The sequence below is a fragment of the Lentzea sp. HUAS TT2 genome (assembly GCF_051853195.1).
In the GTDB taxonomy this organism is placed as follows: Bacteria; Actinomycetota; Actinomycetes; order Mycobacteriales; family Pseudonocardiaceae; genus Lentzea.
Map to the genome: position 1 here is coordinate 7,689,060 of NZ_CP196667.1, position 22,442 is coordinate 7,711,501.

A 22,442-nucleotide genomic window follows, 5' to 3' on the forward strand; every position below is an offset into this window, starting at 1 on the left:
GTGTCACCGGCTCAGCCACCGGTCGAACGCGGTCAGGTGGTGCTGCGAAGCGGTCAGCAGGTGGCCGTACACGCGCTGGACGTCCGGCGCGGTGAGGCCGTCGAGCGACTGGCGCAGCAGCGAGATGTCCGCTGTCTCCACGGTGCGACCGGCCTCGAGTGCGGCGTCCTGGCTGCCGGTCCCCTTGGCCAGCAGTTGGTCGTAGGTCGCCTGCACGGCCGGGGTGGTGAAGCGGCCGGCCGCCTGGTTCGCGGTGGGATCGGTGATCCCGTAACGGGTCATCAGGGTCCGGACCGCGTCGAGGTGCGAGGTCTCCGCCGCGGCGATGCGGTCGAAGATCCGCAGGTCGTAGCGGTCGGCGAACGCGGTGTACAGGTCGTGCGCCAGCTTCTCCTCCTCGGCGTTGGCCGCGAGCGAGGTGCGTTGCGCCTCGGTGAGCGTGCCGCTCGGGTCGACGACACCGGGGACGGCGAGGCATCCACCGTCACGCGGCCCGCCGCGCGGCATGTCCATTCCTCCGGGGCCGGGCCCAGGGCCGGGCGTCGGGGGAGGACCGCTCGCCAGTGCGAGCGTCCCGGCGAACGCACCTGCGGTGACGATGCCGGCCGCGGTGATCGCGGCGATCCGTGTCCGGGTCTTCATGGCTCCTCCTCTCATCGTGACGACCTCATCGTCGCGCCGGGTGGAGGAGGCCACGTGCAGGTCGTGTGGAGATGACGTGGAGCCCGGCGGGGCGGGGTACTTCGACCCTCGTTCGGGCCTGTTCGCCTGCGTACACAGGGATTCGTGGCTGAGACGGTGCTCGTCGTCGAGGACGAGAAGGACATTCGCGACCTGCTGCGCCGCTACCTGGAGCGGGCGGGTCTCACCGTGCTGACCACGGGTTCCGGGGCACAGGCGCTCACGATGGTGGCCGACAGGGTGGCCTCGCTCGTGGTGCTGGACCTGGGACTGCCCGACGTCGACGGCGTGGAGGTTCTGCGGGCGGCCAGGGAGGCCGGCGCGACGCCGGTCGTCGTGCTCACCGCCCGCGGCGCCGTGGAGGACCGGATCCGCGGGCTGGAGCTCGGCGCCGACGACTACGTCACCAAACCGTTCAGCCCCAAGGAGTTGGTGCTGCGGGTCCAGGCGGTGCTGCACCGGGCCGGCGCCGCCGTCCCGGCTGTGGCGTCCTTCGCGAACGGCCGGCTCCTCATCGACGAACCGAGGCACGAGGTGCGCTGGAACGGTGAGCCGCTGGAGCTGACACCGACCGAGTGGGGCCTTCTGGCCGTGATCGCCGCTGTGCCGGGGCGGGTCTACTCCCGTTACGAGCTGATCAACCAGGTGCGCGGGTACGAGTTCGAGGGCTACGAGCGGACCGTGGACTCGCACGTGAAGAACCTGCGCCACAAGTTCGGCGAGTGCGGGCCGGAGGTCGTGCAGACGGTGCACGGCGTCGGCTACCGGTTGGGGCTGCGTCGTGACCGGTGAGAGCCCGGCCGCCTGGGGGCCGCTGAGCAGGAGACTCTTCGCCGCGTTCGTGCTGGCCGCGCTGTCGGCCGTGGTGGTGCTCGCCGCAGCCGCGCTGTGGGGCACCGGGCAGGGGCTGGCCTCCGCAGAGGAGGAAGCCCGCCGGCAGGCCGCCACGCGGGTCGCCGACGCGGTCGCGGCCGCCCACGCCGCCGCGGGAGGCTGGGACGGCGTGGATCTGGGGCCCGCGTCGACGCTCGCCGCGGGAGCGGGCGCCCGTCTGGTCGTGCACACCTCCGAGGGCGGCGTCGTCTCCGGTCATGGCCGGGGCATGCCGATGAACGCCGGGGCGGGGTGGACCGAGGCTCCCGTGACGGTCTCCGGCGAGGTGGTCGGCACGGTGCGGCTGGCGTTCGGCGCGCCGGCGTCCGCGGCGCGGGAGATCGCCTGGGGCTGGATCGCGCTGGCCGCCGTGGTGGCGCTCGCGGTGGCGGCGGGCACGAGCTGGTTCGTGGGCAGGCGGATCGTCGTGCCGCTCACCCGCCTCACCGGCGCCGCGCGGCGCATCTCGGCGGGCGACCTCTCCGCGCGTGCCGCCGTGGACGCCCCGGGAGAGCTCGGCGAGCTGGCGGGCGCGTTCGACCACATGGCGGCCGAGGTCGCCCGTTCCGACCAGGTGCTGCGCGACCTCACCGCCGATGTCGCGCACGAGCTGCGCACACCGCTCGCGACGGTGCAGGCGGGCCTCGAGGAACTGCGCGACGGTCTGGTCCCGCCGGACCCGGAGCGTCTGACGAGCCTGCACGACCAGGCCCAGCGACTGGGCCGGATCGTGCAGGACCTCACGGAGCTGGCTGACGCGGAGTCGGCGGCGTTGTCGTTGCGGCGGCAGGAAGTCGACCTCGCGGCGGTGGCCAGGACCGCCGCGACGGCACACGCCGCCCACCTGCGCGCCGCGGGTCTGCGGGTGCGCCTCGAACTCGCGGAGGGCGTCGTGGTGCGGGCGGACCCGGACCGCCTGCACCAGGCGGTGGGCAACCTGCTGGCCAACTGCGTCCGCTATCTCCGGCCGGGCGACACCGTCACCGTCACCGTGCGCCGCGAGGTGGACGCGGCGGTGGTGGAGGTACGGGACACGGGGCCGGGGATCCCCGAGGACGAACTGCCGCACCTCTTCGAACGGCGCTGGCGCGGCAGTGCGGGGCAGGCGGTGGCGGGGTCGGGCATCGGGCTCGCCGTCGTCCGGGAGCTCGTGACCGCGCACGGCGGCACCGTCGACGCCACGTCCGGCGCCGGCGGTACCGTCCTCACCCTCAGCCTGCCGTGGTGATCAGCGAGTCCAGCGCGGCCCGGATCCGCTTGCCCGCCTCCTCGGCGATCGGGCCCAGCTCCTCGCGCTGCGGCACCTCGGCCATCAGCGCGGGATCCAGCGCCTGCACGAGGCTGCCGTCGCCATCGGCGCGGACGACGACGTTGCACGGCAGCAGCAGGCCGATCGTCCGGTCGACCTCCAGCGCCCGGTGCGCCAGCGGCGGGTTGCACGCGCCGAGGATCACGTACGGCTCCACGTCGGCGCCCAGCTTCTCGCGCAGGGTCGCTCGGACGTCGATCTCGGTCAGCACACCGAAACCCTGTTCCTTCAGCGCGGCGCGGACTGCGGGCACCGCGTCGTCGTAGGGCAGGTCGAGTGTGATGGTCAGGTCGTACTTCATGGCGCCTCCTGGTCAGCGGTGTGGCTGGGCGCCGGCGCGCACCTGGTCCATGTCGAGTGCGCCGACCTGGGTGATCAGCTCCTCGAGTGCGGCGGCGGGAAGCGCGCCGGGCTGTGAGTAGACGACGACACCGTCGCGGACGACCATCAGCGTCGGAATCGACGAGATGCCGAACGTCCGGGCCAGGTCGGTCTCGGTCTCGGTGTTCACCTTGCCGAACGTGATGCCGGTGTGCCGGAGCGCGGCCTGCTCGAAGACCGGTGCGAACATCCGGCAGGGGCCGCACCAGGACGCCCAGAAGTCGACCAGGACCGTGCCCGGCCGGCCCACGATCTCGGTGAAGTCGGACTTGGTCAGTTCGACGACCGCCATGAGGCTCTCCTTTCCTTGATACCCCCAGGGGTATACCTTCCACCGTCGTACGCGGCTCGGTTGTTCCAGGCTCGGGTACCCTGGGGGGTACTCAAGGAGGTTGCTGGTGGAGCTGAACGAAGAAGTCCTCACCGACGTGGTCAAGCGTCTGCGGCGAGTGCAGGGGCAGGTCGGCGGGATCGTCCAGATGATCGAGTCCGGCCGTGACTGCAAGGACGTCATCACCCAGCTGGCCGCGGCGTCGCGCGCGCTGGACCGGGCCGGTTTCAAACTCATCGCCAGCGGCCTGGAGCAGTGCATCGCCGACGGTTCCGAGCAGTCGGTGGCCGACCGCGCTCAACTGGAGAAGCTGTTTCTCGCGCTGGCCTGACCGAGCAGGCACACCGGCGGCAGCACGAACCAGCGCAGCGACTCGAAGTCCTCCGGCAGGCCGGTGGTGCCGTCGTCGAGCAGGTCCGCGCGTCCGGCCAGCAGGCACCGGGCTTCTTCCAGCCGCGCGGCCAGGACGTCGTCGCCGGCGTGAGCTGAGGGACGGGGCGGGGGAGTGGTCACGGCGGAGCGCAGGTCCGGCAGTCCCAGCGGGACTGTCGCGGTGGCGCGGTGCTGCCACGACCCGGTGCGCGGGTCGAAGACGTAGTCGGTCAGGAGGCGGTGGCCGTACCGGGCGACGAGGCGCACGGCCTCGACGAGGTAGTCGCGGACGGCGTCGGTGATGAAGTAGTGGAAGTTCAGCCGCACCCAGCCCGGTTTGACCCCGTCACAGCCGATGGCGACCTCGTGGTCGTACCCGCGGGAGTGCGCGGTGTCGATGGCGAGCAACCGGTGCCCGTACGGTCCTGCGCAGGAGCAGCCGCCACGGGACTGGATGCCGAACAGGTCGTCGAGCAGGGCGACCACGAAGTTGTGGTGCAGGAACCGCTCGCCGTGGCGGACGCGGAACGACACGATCGACAGCCGGGCCGCGTCGTGGTTGCCGAGGATCTCGATGCCGGGTTCGTCCTCCCACCTGGCGAGGGCGTGCCGCCACAGCCGTTCCTCGTTCTCCTGGATCACCCCGGTGCCGACGGCGTCCTTGAGCGCGAACACCAGACCGGCCCTGACCGACTCGACGATCGCGGGTGTACCGCCCTCCTCGCGGGCGACCGGGTCGTCGAGGTAGCGGTGACCGTCCGGGCGTACGAACGCCACCGTGCCGCCGCCCGGCACCGTCGGCACCTCGTTGGTGACCAGTTCGCGGCGGACCACCAGCACGCCGGGGGTCTGCGGGCCGCCGACGAACTTGTGCGGTGACAGGAAGATGGCGTCCTTGTGGTCGCCACGGCCCGGCGCGCTCTCACGCACGCGGATGGGCACGTACGGGGCGGCGGCCGCGTAGTCCCAGAAGGACAGTGCGCCGTGTTCGTGCAGGAGCGCGGCGATGCTGTCGGTGTTGGTGAGCACGCCGGTGACGTTGGACGCGGCGGAGAAGCTGCCGATCCTCAGTGGACGGCCGGCGTACCGGACCAGCTGGTGGCGCAGCTCGGCGACGTCGACGTGCCCGCGGGAGTCCTCGCCGATGACCACGACGTCCGCGATGGACTCGCGCCACGGCAGTTCGTTGGAGTGGTGCTCGTACGGGCCGACGAACACCACCGGACGCTGGTCCGCGGGGATCCGGTCGGCGAGCGAGTACCTCTCGCCCAGCCCGGCGGGGAGCCGCAGTTCGAGGATGCCGACCAGCTTGGCGATCGCGGCCGTCGCACCGGAGCCGCAGAAGATCACCAGGTCGTCCTCGGTGCCGCCGACCGAGTCGCGGACGAGCCGCCGGGCCTGTTCGCGCAGCCTCGTGGTGTACCGGCCCGTGGTCGAGCTCTCGGTGTGGGTGTTGGCGTAGCGGGGGAGCACGTGCGCGCGGACGAAGTCCTCGACGAAGTCGAGTGCCCGCCCGGACGCCGTGTAGTCCGCGTAGATGATCCGGCGCGGGCCGTAGGGTCCGTCGAGAACCTCGTCGTCGCCGATGAGGCCGCGCCGGATGCGGTCCAGCAGGGGCGAGGCCCCCGCGTCGAGAACGGTGCCCATCACCTGTCCATCGTGGATCGCCCGTGCGCCGGCGGACGCTGTCGATGGGCCCGCGTGTGCGAGGACGAAGGCCCCTGGGGAGCGGCCACGCCGCGTCGAAGACTGGAGGCATGAGCAAGCGGATCGTGATCCTCGGCGGCGGTACGGGCGGCACGCTCGCGGCCAACAGGCTGCGCCGGGAGCTGGACGCCGAGTGCGAGATCACCGTGGTCGACCGCGACGACGACCACGTCTACCAGCCGGGCCTGCTGTTCGTGCCGTTCGGGCTCGCCCACGCGGACGACCTCGTCCGGTCCCGGCGGCGGCAGCTGCACGACGGCATCACCTACCGCGACAGCGGCGTGGACCGCGTCGACGTGGAGGCGAACCGGGTGCACCTCACCGACGGCGGTCTGCTCGACTACGACGTCCTGATCATCGCGACCGGCGCCCGGCTGGTGCCGGAGGAGACCGAGGGCCTGACGGGACCGGGCTGGATGAGCAAGGTGTTCAGCTTCTACGACCTGGAGGGCGCGACCGCGCTGGCACGGGCGCTGGAGCGTTTCGACGGCGGCCGGCTGGTCGTCAACGTCGTGGACCTGCCGATCAAGTGCCCGGTGGCGCCTCTCGAGTTCTGCTTCCTGGCCGACTGGTACTTCCAGGAACGCGGCATCCGCGACCGGGTCCGGCTGACCTACGTCACGCCGCTGGACGGGGCGTTCACCAAGCCCGTCGCCTCCCGCACGCTCGCGGGAATGCTGCAGGACAAGGGCATCGAGCTGGTGACCGAGTTCAACACCGGCGAGGTCGACGGCGAGGCGGGGAGGCTGATCTCCTACGACGAGCGCGAGGTCGACTTCGACCTGGCGGTCGTGGTGCCCGTGCACGGTGGAGCCGAATGCGTCGAACGCTCGTGGGGTCTGGGCGACGCGCTCGGTTTCGTCCCCGCCGACGAGCACACCCTGCGGTCCAAAGTGAGGGAGAACATCTTCGTCATCGGCGACGCCGCGGCGATCCCCACCTCGAAGGCGGGATCGGTCACCCACTTCGAGGGTGAGGTGCTGACCCGCAACGTGGCCCGGTTCCTCGCGGGGCAGGAGCTCGACGCGAGCTTCGACGGGCACACCAACTGCTTCATCGAGAGCGGGTTCGGCAAGGCCCTGCTGATCGACTTCAACTACGACACCGAGCCGTTGCCCGGCCACTACCCGTCGGCGGTGGGACTGCCGCTGCTGGCGGAGTCGAGGCTCAACCACCTCGGGAAGCTGATGTTCTCCTGGCTGTACTGGCACAGCCTGCTGCCCGGCCGGGACCTGCCCGGCGTGTCCGCCGCGATGCCCGTGGCGGGCAAGCGGTTCGAAGCCCGGTGAGAGGGAGTGGCGAATGTCCACGAAGGTGTACGCGGGCACCGAGGTGCCGGTCAACGACGAGGGGTTCTTCGTCGAACCCGGGCAGTGGCGTGAGGACATGGCGCCCGAGATCGCCCGCGAGACGGGCGTCGGCGACCTGACCGATCGGCACTGGCAGGTCATCAGGTTCATGCGCGCGGAGTTCGCGGAGAAGGGCACCGGTCCCACGGTCCGCGCCCTGGGCAAGACCTCCGGCGTCACCGTGAAGGAGCTCTACCAGCTGTTCCCGAAGGGGCCGGCGAAGCTCGCCGCCCGCATCGCGGGAATCCCGAAGCCGCGCGGCTGCATCTGAGCGCAGAAAGGAACCGTTCGCGATGTCGGACAAGATCGAGAAGGTCTCCATCATCGTCTCCAAGGGCTCCCTGGAGGGGATCTACCCCGCGCTGATCATGGCCAACGGCGCCCGCGCGGAAGGCATCGACGCCAACCTGTTCTTCACCTTCTTCGGGCTCGACGCCGTGCACAGGGCGCGGCACGAGCACATCAAGCTCGCCACCGTCGGCAACCCCGGCCTTCACCTCGCGACCTGGGCGGGAGGACTGCCCGGCGTGTCCTCGGTGATGACGCGCTACCTGTCGCACAAGATGGAGGAGCTGGACATCCCGCCGATCCCCGAGTTCGTCGAGATGATCGCGGACACCGGCGCGGGTCTCTACGCCTGCCAGGCGTCCGTCGACCTGTTCGGCCTGTCCAAAGAGGACTTCATCGACCAGGTCCAGGACATCATCACGGTCGGCGAGTTCTACGAGCTCGCGGCGGGCGGGCAGATCATCTTCACGTGACCGGGGTCAGCGCGGCCCGCTCAGCACGAGAGGCAGGGCACTGGCGCAGCCGAGCGTGACCAGGACCGCGACCAGCAACAGGACGCGCGGCCGCGTGGCGCCGAGGTGCCGGCCGAGCAGGACCAGCGTCACCGCCACGGCGGCCGTGCACACCGCGGGCGTCGTGGCGATGCCCCAGCCGCGCTCGGCCGCGACGTGCAGCATCACCAGGGCGCACGCCGCGGCGGCGAGCGCGGTGCGGTTCCACGCCAGGTTCGTGCGTTCGGGCTGCAGACCGGTGTCCCGCCTCATCCGACGACCACCAGGACCGCGGCGAGCACGGCCATCAGCAGCACCCCGGCCGCCAGCACACCGGCCATCGGGCTGCGCGGCAGCGGGGCACCCGTCCGCATCGCCTCCTGCACCCGGCGCCAGCGCGGGAAGCTGGTGGCCGCGACCACCGCGGCGAGCGCGGTGCAGGCCAGGGCCAGCCCGGTCGTGGCTCCCGGCACGCTGAACGGGGGCAGGAGCTGGCTGACCGCCACCCCCGCGGCGAGCAGACCCAGCGCCGTGCGGATCCAGGCGAGGAACGTGCGTTCGTTGGCCAGGGTGAACCGGTAGTCCGGTTCACCCTCCTGTGGTTCGGCGGCCATCCGCCCCTCCTCGGTCGCACGGTCGAGCGGCGGCGCCCCTGGGGACGCCGGCCCCTGGTCGCCCCGCCTGCTCGCGGGTCTCCTGGGGTGATGATGCCCTGGGGCGGAGCCGATCCCGGCGCTCCCGCGGTCGACCGGCGAGTCCGGCGGACCGTGCGTTCCTGGCAATGGACGACGACCGCGTCGGCCTGCTTCGGGGTGGTCCTGCTGTTCGCCGAGACGGAGGGGTTCGATCTCGCGCACGCCCGGCAGGTGTTCGCGCATCGGGTCGCCGCGCTGCCGCGCCGCGGCAACGACTCGTCCGGACTCCGTTCGGCTGTGGCCGTCTGCTCGAAGGGGTCACCTGCGCGGGCGCTGGGCGGCGAGCTCGTCGCGTGACCGAGGAGTCGCGGCGATGACCTGCCCGTTCGAACGCGCAGTCAGGTCGCGGACTCGTCGCTCTGGAACAGGCCGATCAGGTTGCCCTCGCTGTCGCGCACGTGCGCGGACCATCCGACCGTGGGGATGTGCATCTTGTCGTGCACCACGGAACCGCCTGCCTTCTCGACCAGGGCCAGTGCGGCGTCCACATCCGCGACGTCGACGTAGACCAGCACGCCCTCCGGCGCCTCGGCTCGCGGGGTGAGCGCGCCCTCGGCGCCGGGGCCGCTACCGGGCTCCTGTCCGGTGGCCATCGTCCAGTAGTCCTGGGGTCCCCACTTGTGCGCCTCCCAGCCGAACACGGCTCCGTAGAACTCTCCTGCCCGGTCCGGGTCGTCGACGGGGATCTCGAAGTGCACGACTCTGCTCATCACGACACCTCCACCGTTCATCGTCGATCGGGCGCGGCGGTGTGGTGAGGGGCGTAGGTCCCGCCGCGGCTGGGACCGATGGCGGGACCGGACGCACTTCGCACACCAACGACGGGCACACCGAGGACCTTCGTCCCTGCTGCCGGGTTCCTCGGCGTTCCAGCCTGGACACATGGGTTGGGAACCGATCAGAAAGCGCTACACCGGCGGGATCAGGCCGAACCTGACGGACTACGGGCACGCGCGCGCGACGTTCTCCTGGGACGAGGCGAGGACGCTGCTCGACGGGCTGCCGGGCGGCGGGCTCAACATCGCGCACGAGGCGGTGGACCGGCACGCGGCCGGACCGCTGCGGGAGAAGGTCGCGTTGCGCTGCCGCGACCGTGGCGGGCACGTGACGGAGCTGACCTACGACGGTCTTCGCCGCGCCACCGACAGGTTCGCGAACGTGCTGCGCGGACTCGGCATCGGCAAAGGTGATCGCGTGGCGACCCTGCTGGGGCGGGTGCCCGAGCTGTACGTCACGGCGGTCGGCACGGTGAAGAACACCAGCGTCTACGCACCGCTGTTCTCCGCCTTCGGGCCGGAACCGGTGCGGGAGCGCCTGCGTCTCGGTGACGTCCGGGTGCTGGTCACGACGCCGCAGTTGTACCGCAAGAGGGTCGAGCAGCTGCGCGACTCCTTGCCCGCGCTGGAACACGTGCTGGTGATCGGCGACGGACCCGCGCCGGACGGCACCACGTCGTTCACCGAGGCGATGGCGTCGGCGAGCGAGGACTTCACCATCCCGCCCACGTCGCCGGATGACATGGCGCTCCTGCACTTCACCAGCGGCACCACGGGAAAGCCCAAGGGCGCGGTGCACGTGCACGGCGCGGTGCTGGCGCATCACGTCACCGCGGCGTTCGCTCTCGACCTGCACGTCGACGACGTGTACTGGTGCACGGCCGATCCGGGATGGGTGACCGGCACGTCGTACGGGATCTTCGCGCCCCTCACGCACGGCGTGACGATGATCGTCGACGCTTCGGACTTCGACGCGCACGGCTGGTACGAGGTGCTGCAGGACGAACACGTGACGGTCTGGTACACCGCGCCGACCGCGTTGCGCATGCTGATGCGGTCCGGTGCCGGACTGGCCAAGCGGTACGACCTCGGGGCACTGCGTTTCGTCGCCAGCGTCGGCGAGCCGCTGAACCCGGAAGTCGTGGTGTGGGGCCAGGAGGCTCTCGGACTGCCCGTGCACGACAACTGGTGGCAGACCGAGACCGGAGCCATCATGATCAGCAACTACGCCGCGGAGGAGATCAGGCCGGGCTCGATGGGCAGGCCGATGCCGGGCGTGGAGGCCGGGATCGTGACGAGCGAGGGCGGTCGCGTCGTGGAGGTGCACGATCCGGAGGCGGCGGGGGAGCTCGCGCTGCGTCCTGGCTGGCCGTCGATGTTCCGCGGCTACCTGCACGACGACGCCCGCTACGCGAAGTCCTTTGTGGATGGCTGGTACCTCAGCGGCGACCTGGCCCGCCGCGATCCGGACGGTTACTACTGGTTCGTCGGACGTGCGGACGACGTCATCAAGTCGGCCGGCCACCTCGTCGGACCGTTCGAGGTGGAGAGCGCGCTGATGGAACACCCGTCCGTCGCGGAGGCCGGAGTGATAGGCAAACCGGATCCCGTGGTCGGCGAGGTGGTGAAGGCCTTCGTCTCGCTGCGTCCGGACAACGAGCCGACCGAGGAACTGCGCGCGGAGCTGATCGCGTTCGGCCGCAGGCGGCTGGGTGCGGTGGCGCCCAAGGAGATCACGTTCGACCAGCACCTGCCGCACACCCGCAGCGGCAAGGTGATGCGCAGGCTGCTGAAGGCACGGGAGCTGGGACTGCCCGAGGGCGACACGTCCACACTGGAGGTGGGAGGGTGAAGGAACACCTGGACCTGCTGCGGGAGATGACGCGCATCAGGCGGTTCGAGGAACGGTGCGCCGAGCTGTACAGCTCGGCGCAGATCCGCGGATTCCTGCACCTGTACGTGGGGGAGGAGGCGGTGGCGGCCGGCGTCGTGTCCGAGCTCGACCCGCAGGACGCGGTCGTGTCGACGTACCGCGACCACGGCCACGCGTTGGCCAGGGGCGTGCCGATGGACGCGGTCATGGCCGAGATGTTCGGCAAGGTGACCGGGTGCAGCAGGGGACGCGGCGGGTCGATGCACCTGTTCGACTCCGGCCACCGCTTCTTCGGCGGCAACGCGATCGTCGGCGGTGGGCTGCCCGTCGCCGTGGGACTCGCTCTCGCGCACGCGATGCGCGGCGAACCACGGGTCGTGGCCTGCTTCTTCGGCGAGGGTGCTGCCGCGGAGGGAGAGTTCCACGAGGCGCTCAACCTCGCCGCGCTCTGGCGGTTGCCCGTGCTGTTCTGCTGCGAGAACAACCTGTACGCGATGGGCACGTCGTTCGCCAAGGAGCACGCCGCACCCGACCTCGCACTGCGAGCCTCCTCCTACGGACTAGCGGCCTGGCCGGTCGACGGGATGGACGTGCTCGCGGTGCGGGACGCCGCTCGCCGCGCCACCGAGTCCATCCGGGCCGGCGGCGGTCCGTGCCTGCTGGAACTGAAGACGTTCCGGTTCCGCGCGCACTCGATGTACGACCCGGAGCGGTACCGGGACAAGGTCGAGGTCGCGAAGTGGCGTGACCTCGACCCGATCGACCGCCTGGTCGCCGCGATGCGGCCGGACCTCACCGACGACGACCTGGCCGCGCTGGAAGCGGAGGTGGCGGCCGAGATCGACCAGGCCGTCGCCGCCGCCGACGCGGCCGAGTTCGAACCGGTCGCCGACCTCACCCGTTTCGTCACCTCGGAGGTGGCCAGGTGAAGACCACCTACCGGGAGGCGTTGCGGGAGTCGATCCGCGAGGCCATGCGCCGCGACGAGCGGGTGTTCCTCATGGGTGAGGACGTCGGCAGTTACGGCGGCTGCTACGCAGTGAGCCTGGGGCTGCTGGAGGAGTTCGGGCCGGAGCGGATCCGCGACACCCCGCTGTCGGAGTCGGCGTTCGTCGGCGCGGGCATCGGTGCGGCGCTGAACGGCCTGCGGCCGATCGTCGAGATCATGACGGTCAACTTCAGCCTGCTCGCGCTCGACCAGATCCTCAACAACGCCGCGACGCTGCTGCACATGTCCGGCGGCCAGTTCCCGGTGCCGTTGGTGATCAGGATGACCACCGGCGCGGGACGGCAGCTCGCCGCGCAGCACTCGCACAGCCTCGAGGGCTGGTACGCGCACATCCCCGGCCTGCGGGTGCTGGCGCCCGCGACCCTGGAGGACGCGCGCGGCATGCTGTGGCCCGCGCTGTGCGACCCGGACCCGGTGCTGATCTTCGAGCACAACGGCCTCTACAACCTCGCCGGTGAGCTGGCCGACGGCGCCGGTCCCGCCGACATCACGCGCGCCGCGATCCGCAGGCCGGGCAAGGACGTCACGCTCATCACCTACGGCGGCAGCCTCGCCAAGACGCTGGCCGCGGCGGACGACCTGGCGGCGGACGGGATCGACGCGGAGGTGATCGACCTGCGCGTGTTGCGGCCGCTGGACTCCGCGACCTTCCTCGAATCCGTGCGGCGCACCCACCGGGCGGTGGTCGTCGACGAGGGATGGCGCAGCGGCAGCTTGTCCGCCGAGATCGCCGCGCGCATCGCCGAGGAGGCGCTGTACGACCTCGACGCACCGGTGCGGCGGGTGTGCACCGCGGAGGTGCCGATCCCGTACGCGAAGCACCTGGAGGAGGCGGCGCTCCCGCAGCCCGCGTCGATCGCCGCCGCCGCGCGTGAGGTGGTGCGCGGTGGCTGAGTTCACGATGCCGTCCCTCGGTGCCGACATGGACGAGGGCACGGTGATCGAGTGGCTGGTGAAACCGGGAGACACCGTCGCGCGAGGCGATGTCGTCGCGGTCGTGGACACCGCGAAGGCCGCGGTCGAGGCCGAGTGCTTCGACAGCGGCGTCATCGAGGACATCCTGGTGCAGCCCGGGACGACCGTGCCCGTGGGCACCCCGCTCGCCGTCATCGGGACGGCCGACGGTGCGAAGCCGAAGCGTGAGCCGTGGCCGGAGCACACGCCGCAGGCAGAGCCCAGGCCCGAGGCCGCGGTCGTGCCCGTTCCCGCGCCGGAGTCCGCTGTGGAGCTCGCGACCGTGTCCGCGTCGCAGCCGGAGTCCGCGCCTTCGCCTGCGCCGCAGCCCAAACCCGTACCCGTGCCGAACCTGAAGCCGGCGCCACGGCCTCCGGTCGTCGGACCGTTGGTGCGCAAGCTCTCCGCGGAGCTCGGTGTCGACCTGACGACCGTGCGCGGCACCGGAAGAGGCGGTGCGATCACCCGCGCCGACGTGCAACGAGCCGCGCGGCCCGCACCTGCCGGTCGCGGCGGGGTGTCGCCGTACGCCCGGCGACTCGCGAAGGAACTGGGCGTGGACCTCACCCAGGTCACCGCGTCCGCCACGGACGGGGTCGTGCGCGCCGGCGACGTGCGCGCGGCGAAGCCGGTCCCGGAGCAAGCCGAGCGGGCCACGCGGGCGCCGGTGACTCCCGCCGTGGACAAGGTCCAGGCGATGCGTCAGGCCACCGCGAAGCTGATGGCGCGGTCGAAGCGCGAGATCCCGCACTACTACCTCAGCACCACGGTCGACATGTCCACCGCGATGGCCCGGCTCGCCGAGCTCAACCGGGATCTCCCGGTGGAGCGCCGCGTGCTGCCGATCGCACTGGTGTTGCGGGCATGCGCCCGTGCCGCCGCCAAGGTGCCGCAGCTCAACGGGTCGTGGACGGACGAGCGGTTCCAGCCCGGTGCCGGAGTGCGCCTCGGGATGGCGGTGGCGCTGCGCGGCGGCGGACTGATCGTCCCGGTGATCGCGGACGCGACGGAACTCGGGCCGGTGGAGCTGATGGACCGGGTGCGCGACCTCGTGACCCGCGCCAGGAGCGGCCGGCTGCGGGGCAGCGAGCTGACGGGCGCCACGATCACCGTGACCAATCTCGGGGACCGCGGTGTCGAGTCCGTGTTCGGGGTGATCCACCCGCCTCAGGTCGCTCTCGTGGGCGTCGGCAAGGTGGTCGAGCGTCCGTGGGCGGTCGACGGTCTCCTCGGCGTGCGCCCCGTGGTCACCGTGACCCTGTCCGCCGACCACCGCGCTACCGACGGGCACACCGGAGCGCGCTTCCTGGAGATCGTCGAGAAACTGCTGAACACACCGGAGGAACCATGACACCCGACGACGCCCGCGAGATGATCAGTGCGGCCCTGCTGACCGTAGCTCCGGACGCGGAGCTCGGTGACGTCGCCCCGGACGCGGACCTGCGCGAGGAGCTCGACCTGGACTCGATCGACTTCCAGGCCTACGCGGCGGAACTGAGCAGGCGCAGCGGGCTTGCGGTGTCCGAGGACGACCAGCGCCGCCTCACGACACTGGCCGCGGGCGTGACGTTCCTGACCCGCTGACGCGACGCTCGTCCGGTGGAGCCCTCACCCCAGCAGGGCGTCGAGGGTCACGAAGTCGTACCCGCGCGCCCGCACGGCGGCGATCACGTCCGGCAGCGCGTCGGCGTCCACAGTGGATCGGTCCTCGGGGTGGGCTCCGACGTGCATCAGGACGATCTCACCCGGCTGCAACGCCTCGATCGTGCGGTCGACGACCTTCGTGACGCCGGCGCCACCGCTCGTGCCCTGCCAGCCGAGCGTGTCGACGGTCCAGCGGACGGAGACGTAGCCCTGGGAGTTGACGGCCCCGATCGTGCGCGCGTCTCGATCGCCGAAGGGGAAGCGGAACAACGGCCGGGGGTCGGCACCGGTGCGCATGAGCACCTGCTCCGCGCCGGTCACCTCGCCGCGGATCTCGTTGTCCGGCAACCGGGTCAGGTACGGGTGCGTCATCGAGTGGTTGCCGGTGCGGTGCCCGGCGGCGAGGATCGCCTGGACGCCGCCCGGATCGGCCTGCACGAAGGTGCCGGTGAGGAAGAACGTCGCGCGCACGCGCTGGTCCGCGAGCGTGCGCAGGATGCTGGGCAGCCCGGCGGCGTTGCCGCCCGCGTCGAACGTGAGCGCGACCACCTTGCGATCGGTCGGAATCCTGGAGATGTCCTTGCCGCGCAACGCATCCGGGACACCGGGTCCCGGGGGAACGGTCGTCGTGTTTGCGGTGGTCGTCGCCACGGGTGTCGTCGTCGCCGGGTTGCTCACGCTGGTGGTCGTCGCGGTGACCGACGTGCTCGGTGGTGCCGCGACCGGTGGTCCGGGTGTCGCGCGGAGCAGCGCTAGGACCAGCACCACCACACCTCCGAGCACCAGCACCGCCACACCGGCAACCAGGGGCCGGTGGGCCTTGAACCATTCCTTCACCGCACTCACCTCCAAGCCCAGCGTGACGGCCTGCGGGCCGGCGGAACCGGGTGCCAGGTCCTGTTCCAGGCGGGACCAAGGCAGTGCCGGACAACGGCATTCCGGTGAGACCACGGGCACTGTGGTCACGCGACCAAGTGCCCTGGGGAAGGGCTGCCCGTGCGGAGAACCCTTGAACACGGAGGTGACCCATGGACAGGAAGCTGTTCACCCGAGTCCTCCGGCGGGCGTTCCCCGGCCACAGCGAGCTGGCCACCGCGGGCGATCGGCTGGAGGGCTTCGTCCTGGTGCTGACCGCGTTGGTGGCTCTGGTGGCCGTTCCGCTCGCGGGCGCCGTCGGTTCGGAGCTGTACGTCCAGCAGTCCGCCGAGGCCGTCAGCGAGCAGCAGACCACGCTCCGGGCGCACGCAGAGCTGATCGCGGACGCACCGCTGGTCGTCGGCGCGGCGGTGGCCGAGGGGGTCGTCGAGTCCGTGCCGGTCGAGGCGACCTGGACCGCGCCGGACGGAGGGATGCGCCAGGGCGCCGTGCAGGCCGCCTCCCAGGCGAAGGCGGGCACGTCCGTCCCGATCTGGATCGACCGCGACGGGAATCTCACGACGGCACCGCTGAGCACGGAGGGTGCCGCGGTCAACGGCGTCTTCGTCGCCGTGCTGCTCTGGGCGGTGGCAGTGGGCACGATGATGCTGCTCTACCTGGCGATCCAGTACGCGCACAAGCGGATTCGCATGGTGAGGTGGGCGAGGGAGTGGGAGCGGATCGCTCGCGACTGGACCGCCCGCTGACCACCAGGTTCGCGTTCGTCGCCCGAACGGTCCGCGTCACCTCTGCGTCATCGCCCCGGACGGTGCCGGTCAGCCTCCAGGGCGATCCGGTGCCGGAGGTTCTCGGCCTGCTCCCGCTCCTCCAGTTCCAGGTCGACCCGCGCGAGTGCCTCCCGCAGCAGCGGCGCCCAGTGCCGGCGCAGCACCCGCACCCGCCGCTGGGTCGTGTCGGCCTCCGCGGTGAGCCGCCGCAGCGCGTCGGCCGCGACGGCGTGCCGCAGCGCGGCGTCGAGCATCCGGCGTTGTTCGAGCACCGCCCGCGCGACCGGGGAACCGGTCGGCACCCCGATCACGTCCGGCGGTGTCGACCAGGTGATGCCGGCGGGGTGCCGCACCCCCGCCGTCGTGGACCACGAGATCGTCACGTCGGCTTCCGCGTCGCCGCACGCGAGGCGCATCCCGCGGCGCCCCGCCGTCAGCGCGGCGCGCAGCGTCCAGGTCCCCGTCTCCTCCGCCTGCGCGACCAGGTCGTGGTGGCTGCGTGCGGCCTCGTCGGCGAGCCGGCGCTGTTCCGCGCGCAACGCGCGCAGCTTCTGCTCCAGCAACGTGGCCGCGTGCTCGGCGCTGTCGAGACGGCCGCGCAACCACTGGCGTCCTGACCGGCCGGAAGGCACGCGGAGGGCGTTCACCGGCCCTCCAGCAGTGCGGCGGGGAGCATCGACAGCTCCGAACGGGGCAGCCGCAGCAGCACCCGCCACACCCGCTCGAGGGTGTCGTCGAGCGTCCGCGCCTCGCCGGGCGACTGACCGAGGACCTCGGTCCGGAAGGCCTGCTCCAGGTCGAGATAGGCCTGGTCGGTGCGGCTCAGGCCGCTGACCCCGATGAGCTCGGCCAGGTCGCGCACCTGCCGGGCCCGCGCCAGCGCGGACAGCAGCTGGGCCGCGACGTCGAGGTGGTCGGCGCGGGTCCGGCCCGGCCCGGCGCCGTTGCGCATCAGCCGTGACAGCGAGGCGAGCGGATCGACCGGCGGGTACAGGCCGTGCGCGTGGGCCTCCGCGGAGAAGACGACCTGCCCCTCGGTGATGTACCCGGTGAGATCGGGGACCGGGTGGGTGATGTCGCCTCCCGGCATGGTGAGGACCGGCAGCACCGTCACCGACCCCTGCCTGCCCCGGATGCGGCCGCAGCGCTCGAACAACGAGGCGAGGTCGCTGTAGAGGTAGCCGGGGTACGACCGTCGCGCGGGGATCTCGCCGCGGGCCGCGGACACCTCGCGCAACGCCTCGGCGTAGGTCGTCATGTCGGTCATGACGACCAGCACGTGCCTGCCCTCGCGGAACGCCAGCGACTCGGCGATGGTCAGCGCGAGCCTGGGGGTGAGGATCCGTTCGATGACGGGATCGTCGGCGGTGTTCACCAGCAGGACGAGCTCGCCCGCCGCCGATCGTGCCTCCAGTGCGTCGCGTGCGTACGCGGCGTCCGCGTGGGTGAGGCCGATGCCCGCGAACACCACGCAGAACGGTTCGCCACCCGCCGTGGACTGCACGGCGATCTGGGTCGCCAGCTCCAGGTGCGGGTGCCCCGGCAGGGAGAACAGCGGCAGCTTCTGGCCGCGGACCAGCGTGGTCAGCGCGTCGATGACGGACACGCCGGTGAGCACCGGTTCGGCGGGTGCCTCACGCCACGTCGGGTTCAGCGGCGCGCCCGCGACCGGTTCGCGCCGCGCGCCGAACACCGGTGGCCCGCCGTCCACCGGGGCACCGCGGCCGTCGCAGGTCCTGCCGAGCCACCCGGTGCCGACCGGGATGCTCAGCGGCCGTCCGGTGAACTCCAGCCGGGTTCCCGCCGTGGTCATGCCGCCCGTGCCCTCCAGCACCTGCACGACGGCGAGGTCGTGGTCGACCTCCAGCACGAGACCGTGCCGCAGTTCGCCGGAGTCCAGCCTGATGCGCACGAACTCGTCCCACCCGACGCCCTCGACGCCGCCGACCACGACCAGAGGGCCGCGCAGCTCCCGCACGCCGGTGAACTCGACCGTCATCGCAGCCTCCGCAACCCGGCGAGCACCTCGTCGCGGCGCCTGCCGATCAGCTCGACGTCGTGTGGCGCCGCCTCCTCGCGCAACCGCACCAGCGCGGTGAAGTCGAACTCCTCCAGCTCCTCGGCGGGCACCCCCGCCGTCACCAGCCGGTGGCACTCGTCCACCACCGCCAGGACGGCCGCCACGAGCGCCGCCGCCTTCTCCTCGCCTCCGGCCGCGTCCACCGCGGACAGGGCGCTCTGCTGGAGCACGCCGTCGCGCAGCAGGCGTCCGGCGAGCAACGCGACCCGCTCTGGTCCGGACAGCGCGGCCGCGCCGACCAGCTCGGCGAGGGCGGCGAGCCGGTCGGCCTCGGCCAGCGCGGTCATCACGCGGGCCCGCCGGGCGGGCCACTCGTGCTCGCCCGCCCGGACGTGGTGATCGCCCACCGCCGGCGCGTCGCGGGAGAACGAGCCCGACCACGAGACAGCGGGGTAGTGCCGGGCGTAGGCCAGGTCCCGGTCGAGCGTCCAGCGGACCCGGACGAAACGCTCCGTGTGCGCCGTGACGGGCTCGGTCATGTCACCACCGGGCGGAGACACCGCGCCGATGATCGTGACCGAACCGGTCTCCCCGCCGAGTGTCCGCACGCAACCCGCGCGTTCGTAGAACGCCGCCAGCGCCGAGGCGAGATCGGCGGGATACCCCTCCTCCGCGGGCAGCGCCCCGGTGCGCGACGCGAACTCCCGCAGCGCCTCCGCCCAGCGCGAGGTGGAGTCGGCGATGACGACCGCGTGATACCCCATGTCGCGGTAGTACTCCGCGACGGCGACACCGGTGTAGATGCTCGCCTCGCGCGCCATCATGGGCATGTTCGAGGTGTTGGCGATGACCACCGTGCGGTCCGTCAGGCGCCCGCCGGTGCGCGGGTCGGTCAGCTCGAACAGCTCTGCGACGACCTCGGCCAGTTCGTTGCCGCGTTCACCGCAGCCGACGTAGACGATGACGTCCGCGTCGCACCACTTCGCGATCTGTTGCAGCAGAACGGTCTTCCCGGTGCCGAAACCTCCGGGGACCGCGGCGGCCCCGCCACGGGCCACCGGGTACAGCAGATCCAGCACGCGCTGCCCGGTGCGCAGAGGCGTCACATCGGTGAGACGGGTCCGGCACGGCCGCGGTACCCGGACCGGCCAGTCCGAGAACAGGCGCACGGCCGTTCCACCGACGGTGGCGACCACGGTGTCCGCTCCGCACTTGCCGTCCGCCAGTGACCCGACGACTCCGTCGACGCCCGGCGGCACGAGCACCCGGTGTTCGAGCGCACCGGCGTCGGCCAGCACGCCGAGCACCTGCCCCGGCTCGACCCGGTCACCGACCACCACCCTCGGGTCGAAGCGCCACCGGCGGTCGGAGTCGTGCGTGGTCGCACCGGGAGTGAGGAAGACCGGCGCGGCGGTCAGCGAGCGCAACAACCCGTCGAACACGTTCCCGAGCAGTCCGGGACCGAGACGGACCGACAACGGCCTGCCCGCGGGGATCGCGGCGGCACCGGGGCTGAGCCCGCCGGTGTACTCGTAGGCCTGCACGCTCGCCCGGTCGTCCCTGATCGCGACGACCTCGCCCGGGATCCGCTCGGGCCCGAGAGCGATGAGGTCGTGCATGGCGACCGGGCCGACGTCGCAGACCTCGACCAGGGGGCCGGACACCCGGACGACCCGTCCGGGGCTCACGGTGTCCACAGCGCCCGCACCTCGTCGCCGAGCGCGTCGACGGCGCGGTCGGCGACCGCCTCGACGCCGAGGTCGACCACCCGGCCCGCCGCCTCACCGGTCGCGCCTCCGCGCGCGGCGTCCCGCACGGTGGCGCCTGCGCCCAGCTCGGCCCGGATCATCGACACGAGGTCGTCTCGCCGGCCCGGTTCGGCGAACGCAAGTGCCACTGCGTCGGTGACGCGCCGGTGGAGTTCGTCGTAGATCTCACGTTGTGCGTTCAGTTCGAGCCTGCGAGCCGCACGGCGGGCTTTCTCGTGCTCGGCGGCGATGGACGACACCGCGTCCGCGCGCCCTGCCCGCGCGGCCTTGCCGAGGATCGTCCGCGCCTCCGCACGAGCACTGGCGAGCGTCGCGTCCGCGTCGAGGCGTGCGGCGGCGAGCTCGCGTTCGGCGTCGGCACGCGCTCTGGTCAGCAACGCCGCCCGCACCGGGGCCAGAGCGTCCTGCTGCCGCGCGGTCATGACGGGATCACCGCCACGAGCCGCGTGCCGGCCTCCGCGAGTTCGGTGCCCAGCACCGCCGCGGCGGCGTCGGTGAGCAGCACGACGGACACGTCGTCGCCCAGGCTGTCCCAGGCCACGCGCACGGCCGCGGGGTCGGCCGCCTCGCTGACCCGCACCCCGGCGAGCGCCCAGTCGGCGACACCGGCGCCGATCACGGCCACGGCTCCCACCGCTCACGCCTTCCCGAGGAGGATCACCGCGACGATCAGCCCGTAGATGGCGATGCCCTCCGCGAGGCCCACGATCACCATCGCGCGGCCGAACAGCTCGGGTCGCTCGCTGAGCGCGGCGAGCGCGGCGGATCCGGTGTGGGCGACCGCGATCGCCGCGCCGATGGACGATCCGGCGACCGAGATGGCCGCTCCGAGCAGCGCCGCCCAGTTCGCCGCGGGAGCGGGGGACTGGGCCGCGGCCGCGGACGCCTCACCCGCCTGCAACGCCATCACCAGCACGACCAGCGCACCCACGAGCAACGCTCCGTTGAGCCCCGCGAACAGGGTGAGCACGGCGCGTCCTTTGCGGCGCATCAACAACACGGCTCCCGCGCACACCGCGGCGAGCACCGGCAGTCCTGCCAACCAGACCATCATCGAGCCTCCCCGTGCCACGGGCGGAACGGCCGGCCCTCGATCTCGAAGACCCGCGAGAACAGTTCGTAGAACTCCAGACGCAATGCTTGAACGGCGGCGACCAGCGCCTCGAGGGAGAACGCGAGTGCGTTGCCCAGCAGGAAGACCAGCACCGCCGCGGCGATGCCCAGGACACCACCGTCCGCCAGCGCCGTCGTCCCCAGCCACACGACCGAGCCGATCGCGGCGTGCACCAGGCCGAACGCAGCGAGCCGCGCGAAGGACACGAGGTTCGACCCGGTCCTGATCACGATGTCGAACAGCTCCACGGCCGCCTGCACCCATCCCGCGGCGCCACCACCGGACGCCGCGGCGAACCCCACCCCGGCGAGCACCAGGCCCACCACGGCGATCACGGCTCCGGCCACGACGACCAGGTCGGCGCCCAGCAGCAGCCCACCCGCGATCCCGGCGACACCGAGGAACAGCGCGGCTCCCGCGATGCCGGACGCCGCGTACACGGCGAGCCGCGGCCCGCCCTCACGCCACCGGTTCACGATCGCGACGGCGTAGGCCGCGGCCAGCAGCACCGCCCCTGTGGCGATCCCCGCGCCCAGCAGCTCGACCGGGTCGTCCAGCGGGTCGAGCCACAACACGGGAACAACGCCCGTCGGCCCGAAGAACTCCCCGTACAGCGCCCCGAACAAGGTGCTCGCGACCCCGGCACCCAGGACGAAGGGCCAGGTGGAACGCCAGCGCGCCAGGGGCCGCGGCCACCCGGCCCGCAGCAGCAGGGCCACGGCGACCAGCAGCAGTCCCTGCCCGGCGTCGCCGAACATCATCCCGAACATCAGCACGTAGGCGGCGCCCGCGAGCACCGTGGGGTCGACGTCCTGGTACGGCACCGTGCCGTACGTCGTGACGAGCGGCGTGAACGACCGCCGGACCGTGCTGTCCGAACGCAACAACGAGGGTGGATCCACGCCACGTGGCACGGGCAACGGCACCGCGGCGGCCCCCACCCCGGCGAGCATCGCGGCCAGACCAGGCCGTTCCTCCGCCGGGCACCACCCCGCGACGGCCGCGACCGACTCCCGGCGCACCGCGGCGGCCAGGACGGTCTCCAGCTGGTCGTCGGCGCGGTCGACGTCGACCACACCCGCCTCCGCCACCAGGTCCAGGGCCTCACGCAGCGCGTCCTGCGGTGCCACGACGGCGATCCGTTCCATCCGCACAGGTGTCAT

Annotated in this window: 28 protein-coding genes; 13 read left to right on the forward strand and 15 right to left on the reverse strand. The window is 72.1% G+C overall.

Annotation, left to right across the window (positions count from 1 at the left end; translation table 11 throughout):
- Positions 1-3: 3 nt before the first annotated feature.
- Positions 4-642, reverse strand: a complete 639-nt coding sequence (locus ACSHWB_RS36550; RefSeq protein ID WP_439657872.1) for a DUF2202 domain-containing protein — start codon at positions 640-642, stop codon at positions 4-6.
- Positions 643-786: 144 nt separating this feature from the next.
- Here ACSHWB_RS36550 and ACSHWB_RS36555 point away from each other — a divergent pair, with 144 nt between their 5' ends.
- Both ACSHWB_RS36555 and ACSHWB_RS36560 read left to right on the forward strand, forming a co-directional pair.
- Positions 787-1,473 carry a response regulator transcription factor gene (locus tag ACSHWB_RS36555; RefSeq protein WP_439657873.1) on the forward strand — a complete coding sequence of 229 codons (687 nt, stop codon included), beginning with the start codon at positions 787-789 and terminating at the stop codon, positions 1,471-1,473.
- A complete protein-coding gene (locus ACSHWB_RS36560) occupies positions 1,463-2,782 on the forward strand; it encodes a HAMP domain-containing sensor histidine kinase (protein WP_439657874.1) in 1,320 nt (439 codons plus the stop codon). Before ACSHWB_RS36555 ends, ACSHWB_RS36560 begins: the two co-directional genes overlap by 11 nt.
- On the opposite strand, the gene ACSHWB_RS36565 is transcribed toward ACSHWB_RS36560, so the two are convergent.
- On the reverse strand, positions 2,766-3,164 hold the full coding sequence (locus tag ACSHWB_RS36565) for a DUF302 domain-containing protein (protein ID WP_439657875.1): 399 nt from the start codon (positions 3,162-3,164) through the stop codon (positions 2,766-2,768). The genes ACSHWB_RS36560 and ACSHWB_RS36565 overlap by 17 nt on opposite strands.
- Positions 3,165-3,176: 12 nt before the next feature.
- Positions 3,177-3,536 carry a thioredoxin gene (gene trxA / locus ACSHWB_RS36570; RefSeq protein WP_439657876.1) on the reverse strand — a complete coding sequence of 120 codons (360 nt, stop codon included), beginning with the start codon at positions 3,534-3,536 and terminating at the stop codon, positions 3,177-3,179.
- A gap of 106 nt (positions 3,537-3,642) precedes the next feature.
- Between trxA and ACSHWB_RS36575 the strand changes: the two genes are divergently transcribed.
- On the forward strand, positions 3,643-3,906 hold the full coding sequence (locus ACSHWB_RS36575; RefSeq protein ID WP_439664734.1) for a metal-sensitive transcriptional regulator: 264 nt from the start codon (positions 3,643-3,645) through the stop codon (positions 3,904-3,906).
- On the opposite strand, the gene ACSHWB_RS36580 is transcribed toward ACSHWB_RS36575, so the two are convergent.
- Positions 3,873-5,594 carry an aminotransferase class V-fold PLP-dependent enzyme gene (locus ACSHWB_RS36580; RefSeq protein WP_439664735.1) on the reverse strand — a complete coding sequence of 574 codons (1,722 nt, stop codon included), beginning with the start codon at positions 5,592-5,594 and terminating at the stop codon, positions 3,873-3,875. The genes ACSHWB_RS36575 and ACSHWB_RS36580 overlap by 34 nt on opposite strands.
- A gap of 110 nt (positions 5,595-5,704) precedes the next feature.
- On the opposite strand from ACSHWB_RS36580, the gene sqr reads away from it, so the two are divergent.
- The 3 genes from sqr to ACSHWB_RS36595 are packed head-to-tail and all read left to right on the forward strand — an operon-like array spanning position 5,705 to position 7,764.
- Positions 5,705-6,943, forward strand: a complete 1,239-nt coding sequence (gene sqr / locus ACSHWB_RS36585) for a type III sulfide quinone reductase, selenoprotein subtype (protein ID WP_439657877.1) — start codon at positions 5,705-5,707, stop codon at positions 6,941-6,943.
- A 13-nt stretch (positions 6,944-6,956) separates the two neighbouring features.
- Positions 6,957-7,274 (forward strand): TusE/DsrC/DsvC family sulfur relay protein, encoded by a 318-nt coding sequence (locus ACSHWB_RS36590; RefSeq protein WP_439657878.1) that lies wholly within the window; start codon positions 6,957-6,959, stop codon positions 7,272-7,274.
- Positions 7,275-7,296: 22 nt separating this feature from the next.
- Positions 7,297-7,764 (forward strand): DsrE/DsrF/DrsH-like family protein, encoded by a 468-nt coding sequence (locus ACSHWB_RS36595; RefSeq protein ID WP_439657879.1) that lies wholly within the window; start codon positions 7,297-7,299, stop codon positions 7,762-7,764.
- A gap of 6 nt (positions 7,765-7,770) precedes the next feature.
- Here the strand turns inward: ACSHWB_RS36595 and ACSHWB_RS36600 are convergent, their stop codons facing one another.
- Together ACSHWB_RS36600 and ACSHWB_RS36605 are read right to left on the reverse strand one after the other, a co-directional pair.
- The gene (locus tag ACSHWB_RS36600) at positions 7,771-8,055 is read right to left on the reverse strand and encodes a DUF202 domain-containing protein (RefSeq protein WP_439657880.1); all 285 of its coding nucleotides are present in this window, start codon (positions 8,053-8,055) and stop codon (positions 7,771-7,773) included.
- The gene (locus tag ACSHWB_RS36605) at positions 8,052-8,396 is read right to left on the reverse strand and encodes a YidH family protein (protein ID WP_439657881.1); all 345 of its coding nucleotides are present in this window, start codon (positions 8,394-8,396) and stop codon (positions 8,052-8,054) included. Before ACSHWB_RS36605 ends, ACSHWB_RS36600 begins: the two co-directional genes overlap by 4 nt.
- Positions 8,397-8,486: 90 nt before the next feature.
- On the opposite strand from ACSHWB_RS36605, the gene ACSHWB_RS36610 reads away from it, so the two are divergent.
- Positions 8,487-8,774, forward strand: coding sequence for a hypothetical protein (locus tag ACSHWB_RS36610; RefSeq protein ID WP_439657882.1), 288 nt, complete (start codon positions 8,487-8,489; stop codon positions 8,772-8,774).
- A 41-nt stretch (positions 8,775-8,815) separates the two neighbouring features.
- Here the strand turns inward: ACSHWB_RS36610 and ACSHWB_RS36615 are convergent, their stop codons facing one another.
- Entirely contained in the window at positions 8,816-9,187 is a 372-nt protein-coding gene (locus ACSHWB_RS36615) for a VOC family protein (protein ID WP_439657883.1), read from the reverse strand.
- A gap of 172 nt (positions 9,188-9,359) precedes the next feature.
- Here ACSHWB_RS36615 and acsA point away from each other — a divergent pair, with 172 nt between their 5' ends.
- Genes acsA through ACSHWB_RS36640 form a run of 5 tightly spaced genes read left to right on the forward strand, consistent with a single transcriptional unit; the run spans position 9,360 to position 14,673 of the window.
- A complete protein-coding gene (gene acsA / locus ACSHWB_RS36620; RefSeq protein ID WP_439657884.1) occupies positions 9,360-11,105 on the forward strand; it encodes an acetate--CoA ligase in 1,746 nt (581 codons plus the stop codon).
- Positions 11,102-12,055, forward strand: coding sequence for a pyruvate dehydrogenase (acetyl-transferring) E1 component subunit alpha (gene pdhA, locus ACSHWB_RS36625; RefSeq protein ID WP_439657885.1), 954 nt, complete (start codon positions 11,102-11,104; stop codon positions 12,053-12,055). Before acsA ends, pdhA begins: the two co-directional genes overlap by 4 nt.
- The gene (locus tag ACSHWB_RS36630; RefSeq protein WP_439657886.1) at positions 12,052-13,029 is read left to right on the forward strand and encodes an alpha-ketoacid dehydrogenase subunit beta; all 978 of its coding nucleotides are present in this window, start codon (positions 12,052-12,054) and stop codon (positions 13,027-13,029) included. Before pdhA ends, ACSHWB_RS36630 begins: the two co-directional genes overlap by 4 nt.
- On the forward strand, positions 13,022-14,440 hold the full coding sequence (locus ACSHWB_RS36635) for a dihydrolipoamide acetyltransferase family protein (RefSeq protein WP_439657887.1): 1,419 nt from the start codon (positions 13,022-13,024) through the stop codon (positions 14,438-14,440). The genes ACSHWB_RS36630 and ACSHWB_RS36635 overlap by 8 nt, the downstream gene beginning before the upstream one ends.
- Positions 14,437-14,673: a phosphopantetheine-binding protein gene (locus ACSHWB_RS36640; protein WP_439657888.1), complete on the forward strand. Its 237-nt coding sequence runs from the start codon at positions 14,437-14,439 to the stop codon at positions 14,671-14,673. Before ACSHWB_RS36635 ends, ACSHWB_RS36640 begins: the two co-directional genes overlap by 4 nt.
- 24 nt (positions 14,674-14,697) lie before the next feature.
- Here ACSHWB_RS36640 and ACSHWB_RS36645 read toward each other — a convergent pair whose 3' ends face one another.
- Positions 14,698-15,699, reverse strand: a complete 1,002-nt coding sequence (locus ACSHWB_RS36645) for a polysaccharide deacetylase family protein (protein ID WP_439657889.1) — start codon at positions 15,697-15,699, stop codon at positions 14,698-14,700.
- Between the two features lie 62 nt (positions 15,700-15,761).
- On the opposite strand from ACSHWB_RS36645, the gene ACSHWB_RS36650 reads away from it, so the two are divergent.
- Positions 15,762-16,355 (forward strand): Rv1733c family protein, encoded by a 594-nt coding sequence (locus tag ACSHWB_RS36650; RefSeq protein WP_439657890.1) that lies wholly within the window; start codon positions 15,762-15,764, stop codon positions 16,353-16,355.
- 47 nt (positions 16,356-16,402) lie between these two features.
- On the opposite strand, the gene ACSHWB_RS36655 is transcribed toward ACSHWB_RS36650, so the two are convergent.
- From ACSHWB_RS36655 to ACSHWB_RS36685, 7 genes are read right to left on the reverse strand one after another with little or no spacing between them, the layout of a single operon-like run.
- Positions 16,403-17,023, reverse strand: coding sequence for a V-type ATP synthase subunit D (locus tag ACSHWB_RS36655; RefSeq protein WP_439657891.1), 621 nt, complete (start codon positions 17,021-17,023; stop codon positions 16,403-16,405).
- Entirely contained in the window at positions 17,020-18,375 is a 1,356-nt protein-coding gene (locus ACSHWB_RS36660; protein WP_439657892.1) for a V-type ATP synthase subunit B, read from the reverse strand. Before ACSHWB_RS36660 ends, ACSHWB_RS36655 begins: the two co-directional genes overlap by 4 nt.
- The gene (locus ACSHWB_RS36665) at positions 18,372-20,093 is read right to left on the reverse strand and encodes a V-type ATP synthase subunit A (protein WP_439657893.1); all 1,722 of its coding nucleotides are present in this window, start codon (positions 20,091-20,093) and stop codon (positions 18,372-18,374) included. The genes ACSHWB_RS36660 and ACSHWB_RS36665 overlap by 4 nt, the downstream gene beginning before the upstream one ends.
- Entirely contained in the window at positions 20,081-20,587 is a 507-nt protein-coding gene (locus ACSHWB_RS36670; protein ID WP_439657894.1) for a hypothetical protein, read from the reverse strand. The genes ACSHWB_RS36665 and ACSHWB_RS36670 overlap by 13 nt, the downstream gene beginning before the upstream one ends.
- On the reverse strand, positions 20,584-20,799 hold the full coding sequence (locus ACSHWB_RS36675) for a hypothetical protein (protein ID WP_439657895.1): 216 nt from the start codon (positions 20,797-20,799) through the stop codon (positions 20,584-20,586). The genes ACSHWB_RS36670 and ACSHWB_RS36675 overlap by 4 nt, the downstream gene beginning before the upstream one ends.
- A gap of 3 nt (positions 20,800-20,802) precedes the next feature.
- The gene (locus ACSHWB_RS36680) at positions 20,803-21,219 is read right to left on the reverse strand and encodes an ATP synthase subunit C (protein ID WP_439657896.1); all 417 of its coding nucleotides are present in this window, start codon (positions 21,217-21,219) and stop codon (positions 20,803-20,805) included.
- Positions 21,216-22,442 carry a V-type ATPase 116kDa subunit family protein gene (locus tag ACSHWB_RS36685; protein ID WP_439657897.1) on the reverse strand — a complete coding sequence of 409 codons (1,227 nt, stop codon included), beginning with the start codon at positions 22,440-22,442 and terminating at the stop codon, positions 21,216-21,218. The genes ACSHWB_RS36680 and ACSHWB_RS36685 overlap by 4 nt, the downstream gene beginning before the upstream one ends.

Bases quoted from the DNA above. Each gene is read 5' to 3' on its own strand.
- ACSHWB_RS36550 (WP_439657872.1), bottom strand. From the start codon at position 642: ATGAAGACCCGGACACGGATCGCCGCGATCACCGCGGCCGGCATCGTC.
- ACSHWB_RS36565 (WP_439657875.1), bottom strand. From the start codon at position 3,164: ATGAAGTACGACCTGACCATCACACTCGACCTGCCCTACGACGACGCG.
- trxA (WP_439657876.1), bottom strand. From the start codon at position 3,536: ATGGCGGTCGTCGAACTGACCAAGTCCGACTTCACCGAGATCGTGGGC.
- ACSHWB_RS36580 (WP_439664735.1), bottom strand. From the start codon at position 5,594: ATGGGCACCGTTCTCGACGCGGGGGCCTCGCCCCTGCTGGACCGCATC.
- sqr (WP_439657877.1), top strand. From the start codon at position 5,705: ATGAGCAAGCGGATCGTGATCCTCGGCGGCGGTACGGGCGGCACGCTC.
- ACSHWB_RS36590 (WP_439657878.1), top strand. From the start codon at position 6,957: ATGTCCACGAAGGTGTACGCGGGCACCGAGGTGCCGGTCAACGACGAG.
- ACSHWB_RS36595 (WP_439657879.1), top strand. From the start codon at position 7,297: ATGTCGGACAAGATCGAGAAGGTCTCCATCATCGTCTCCAAGGGCTCC.
- ACSHWB_RS36600 (WP_439657880.1), bottom strand. From the start codon at position 8,055: ATGAGGCGGGACACCGGTCTGCAGCCCGAACGCACGAACCTGGCGTGG.
- ACSHWB_RS36605 (WP_439657881.1), bottom strand. From the start codon at position 8,396: ATGGCCGCCGAACCACAGGAGGGTGAACCGGACTACCGGTTCACCCTG.
- ACSHWB_RS36610 (WP_439657882.1), top strand. From the start codon at position 8,487: ATGATGCCCTGGGGCGGAGCCGATCCCGGCGCTCCCGCGGTCGACCGG.
- ACSHWB_RS36615 (WP_439657883.1), bottom strand. From the start codon at position 9,187: ATGAGCAGAGTCGTGCACTTCGAGATCCCCGTCGACGACCCGGACCGG.
- acsA (WP_439657884.1), top strand. From the start codon at position 9,360: ATGGGTTGGGAACCGATCAGAAAGCGCTACACCGGCGGGATCAGGCCG.
- ACSHWB_RS36640 (WP_439657888.1), top strand. From the start codon at position 14,437: ATGACACCCGACGACGCCCGCGAGATGATCAGTGCGGCCCTGCTGACC.
- ACSHWB_RS36650 (WP_439657890.1), top strand. From the start codon at position 15,762: ATGGACAGGAAGCTGTTCACCCGAGTCCTCCGGCGGGCGTTCCCCGGC.
- ACSHWB_RS36660 (WP_439657892.1), bottom strand. From the start codon at position 18,375: ATGACGGTCGAGTTCACCGGCGTGCGGGAGCTGCGCGGCCCTCTGGTC.
- ACSHWB_RS36670 (WP_439657894.1), bottom strand. From the start codon at position 20,587: ATGACCGCGCGGCAGCAGGACGCTCTGGCCCCGGTGCGGGCGGCGTTG.
- ACSHWB_RS36680 (WP_439657896.1), bottom strand. From the start codon at position 21,219: ATGATGGTCTGGTTGGCAGGACTGCCGGTGCTCGCCGCGGTGTGCGCG.
- ACSHWB_RS36685 (WP_439657897.1), bottom strand. From the start codon at position 22,442: ATGACACCTGTGCGGATGGAACGGATCGCCGTCGTGGCACCGCAGGAC.